General features: G+C 50.0%; 5 protein-coding genes. All 5 read left to right on the top strand.

From position 1 onward, the window contains the following. Positions 1 to 450, top strand: a 450-nt coding sequence (locus PHU49_16300; protein MDD5245572.1) for a TRAM domain-containing protein, incomplete at its 5' end; no start/stop codon positions are given. Next, on the top strand, positions 444 to 941 hold the full coding sequence (locus PHU49_16295) for a bifunctional nuclease family protein (protein ID MDD5245571.1): 498 nt from the start codon (positions 444 to 446) through the stop codon (positions 939 to 941). The genes PHU49_16300 and PHU49_16295, both read left to right, overlap by 7 nt. A gap of 2 nt (positions 942 to 943) precedes the next feature. Further along, positions 944 to 1,603, top strand: a complete 660-nt coding sequence (locus PHU49_16290; GenBank protein ID MDD5245570.1) for a histidinol phosphate phosphatase domain-containing protein — start codon at positions 944 to 946, stop codon at positions 1,601 to 1,603. Next, entirely contained in the window at positions 1,600 to 2,664 is a 1,065-nt protein-coding gene (gene hisC, locus PHU49_16285) for a histidinol-phosphate transaminase (GenBank protein ID MDD5245569.1), read from the top strand. Before PHU49_16290 ends, hisC begins: the two co-directional genes overlap by 4 nt. Positions 2,665 to 2,834: 170 nt before the next feature. Then, positions 2,835 to 3,199, top strand: a 365-nt coding sequence (locus tag PHU49_16280; protein MDD5245568.1) for a (d)CMP kinase, incomplete at its 3' end; no start/stop codon positions are given.

Here is a 3,199-nt window from a genome sequence, read left to right as displayed (position 1 = left end):
GTGGCCATCACGGCAGATTGCATCGTCGGCTTTCCCGGCGAAGATGAGGAAGATTTCAGAAAAACCATGGATCTCATAGAAGATATTCAATTCGACGGTATATTCTCCTTTATCTTTTCTCCGAGGAAATTTACCCATGCCTCAACCCTGTCCGGTGAGGTACCGCGGGCGGCCGCACTGGAAAGGCTTCACCATCTCCAAAAACTTCAAAGAGAGATAACGCTTTCGAAGAACAAGGCAATGGAAGGCAAAACGACCGAGGTGCTGACTGAAAACATAAGCAAAAACTCAAAAGAGGAGCTTACAGGGAGAACAAGGACAAATAAGATCGTCAACTTTTATGGTCCGCAGACAATGATGAACAGGCTCGTCGAGGTTGCAATAGTAAAAGGTTATGCCAATTCTCTGAAAGGTGGGGAACCAAAATTGAAGGAGGTGCAGGTATGTTGAAAGAAATGAAGATTGCGGGCATTACCGTTGATCCTTTTACAAATACCCCGATCGTGCTTCTGAAAGACCTGGAGGAGAAGGATGTCCTTCCTATCTGGATCGGCCTTCTCGAGGCCTCGAGCATCGCAACAGCTCTGGAAAACATCCAGACTCCAAGACCAATGACCCATGACCTCCTCAAAAACATCCTCGATCAGCTCGGCATCAAGGTGATCAAGATAGAAGTGAATGATCTGAAGGACAATACCTACTATGCGCTGATACATCTGGACGTGAACAACAAGAGGCTTACCATAGACGCCCGGCCAAGCGATGCCCTTGCGATCGCTCTGCGGACCGGCGCTTCGATCTTTGTTGAAGAGTCCGTTATCCAGAGATCTGCAAAGGTAGACCTCTCGCAAAAAGGCGACAAGGTCGTTACGGATACGACGGAGTGGGAAGAGATCCTGGAGAATCTCTCCCAGGATGATTTCGGCAAATATAAGATGTAGCCATGATAGACCTGCATACACATACCCTCTTCAGTGACGGTGAGCTCCTGCCGTCAGAGTTGGTAAGGAGGGCAAAGACAAAAGGATACAAGGTTATCGGCATCTCCGATCACGTGGATTCCACGAACATCGAGACGGTCGTCGCCGGGATCCTGAAATTAAAAAAAGAGCTGAAACACTACAAGGGCATAACCGTTGTCCCCGGTGTTGAGATAACCCACAGCCCCAAAGGCCTCATCGGTGAGCTGATCGCCTTTGCGAGGAAGCTCGGGGTCTCCTATGTTGTCGTGCATGGGGAAACGATCGTCGAACCAGTGGAAAAAGGCACAAACAAGGCAGCCATCGAGGGCAGGGCAGACATCCTCGCGCACCCCGGCCTCATCACCGAGGAAGAGGTTGCAATGGCGAAAAAGAGCGGGACCTTCTTAGAGTTAACGTCGCGGAAGGGTCATTCACTGACGAACGGTCATGTGGCACGCCTGGCAAAGATGATCGGGGCAAGGCTGATACTGAACACGGATTCTCACAGCCCGGAGGACCTCATCCACAGAGAGGATGCGAAAAAGGTCGTGCTCGGGGCGGGCCTTTCACTTCAGGACTTCGCGGAGATGCAGAGAGACGCCATGGAATTCGTAGAAAGGATTATTGGACCGAAAAGATGAAATTAACGATACACGAGGACGTCAAAAAGATACCCTATTATCCGAAGGCCATGATGTACGGTTTTGATGAGGGCTGGGTGAGACTCTCTTCCAATGAAAATCCCTTCCCGCCGTCACCGAAGGTATTTTCAAGTATCCTCGATGCCCTCTTTTTTACCAACAGATATCCCGGCGGCGAATTGGAATTAAAGGCTGCCATCGCGAAAAAACTCGGTACGGGACCTGAACAGGTGCTCATCGGGAACGGCTCCAACGAGCTTATCGAGATGACCCTCAAGGCCATGAAACACGAGAAGAGAAATAAGGTCATCATATCCGATCCTTCTTTCGCGTTCTACGCCATTGCGGCGCAAGTTTACGGCTATGAGGTCAGCAAGGTCCCCCTTGTTGATATGCGCGTCGACCTCAGTCTCATCAGTAAACAGATAGATAAGGCCACCCGGGTTATCTTCCTCAATAACCCCCTCAACCCGACGGGGACGATCTTCCGGCAGGAGCATTTTGAAGATTTTCTGAAGACCATACCGCCTGAAGTGCTCATCGTCGTCGATGAGGCGTACGCGGAGTTTGTTGAAAGCGCGGAATTTCCCCATACTATCAAGTATATCGCGGAGCGGCCCGTTCTTGTGCTGCGAACCTTTTCCAAGGCTTACGGCCTGGCGGGATTAAGGATAGGGTATGGCATAGGGGAGGAATCACTGATCGCCTTCCTGGAGAGAACCAAACAACCTTTCAGCGTCAATATGATGGCGCTCATCGCTGCGCAGGCAGCGCTTTCTGACGGCGTCTATCTCAAAAAGGTCCTCAGGAACAATAAAAACGGCAAACTCTATCTCAATAAGGCCCTGAAAGAGCTGTCCCTCGAATTCATTCCATCGGAAGCAAATTTCCTTCTCGTAAAGCTCGGCAAAGAGGCTGAAGAAATAACAAAAAGGCTTTTTGAGGAAAAGGTCCTCGTTCGATGGATGGGCGCTTACGGGCTGCCGGATTTTATCAGGGTCTCCGTCGGAAGGACCGATGAGAACAGGCGGTTCATCGAGGCCCTGCGGAGAATCATATAAAGGCAGCAGATAGCCGTCAGCTGACAGTATATCGTATATAGTATATCGTACATGGTATATTCAAATTCATCACCCCATGTGTCCCACTCGGTATTGGTACCTCGATATACAATATACTATATACTATTTTCCATTAGCTACGAGCCGCCTTTCTGAGGATACGGTAAAGGATGAAGAAAAACACGAGAACAAAGCTGATCATTACGATCGATGGCCCGAGCGGTGCGGGTAAAAGCACGATAGCCCGGATGTTGTCAAAAGATCTCAGTTATGCCTACATCGATACCGGCGCCATGTACCGGGGGATTGCCTATGCCTTCAGGAACAGAAAGCGAGAGGCAGGGATAGAGGAATTCCTGGAACACCTCTCCATCCGGTTCAATTTTACCGAAGGTACAAGGGTCTTCCTTGAGGACAGGGACATCTCTGACGAGATCAGGACCCCGGACGTCTCATTACTGGCTTCGAGCCTTTCACAGAAAAGCTCCGTGAGGCAATATCTCACGAAGATACAGCGGGAGATCGGGAAGGATGG

The sequence above is a fragment of the Syntrophorhabdaceae bacterium genome (assembly GCA_028713955.1).
Classification (GTDB): domain Bacteria; phylum Desulfobacterota; class Syntrophorhabdia; order Syntrophorhabdales; family Syntrophorhabdaceae; genus UBA5609.
The sequence above is the reverse complement of the archived record's forward strand: the minus strand, read 5'-3'. Positions and strand labels throughout refer to the sequence as shown.

Excerpts from the sequence above, each read along its gene's own strand:
- PHU49_16295 (MDD5245571.1), top strand. The coding sequence starts at position 444 with ATGTTGAAAGAAATGAAGATTGCGGGCATTACCGTTGATCCTTTTACA.
- PHU49_16290 (MDD5245570.1), top strand. The coding sequence starts at position 944 with ATGATAGACCTGCATACACATACCCTCTTCAGTGACGGTGAGCTCCTG.
- hisC (MDD5245569.1), top strand. The coding sequence starts at position 1,600 with ATGAAATTAACGATACACGAGGACGTCAAAAAGATACCCTATTATCCG.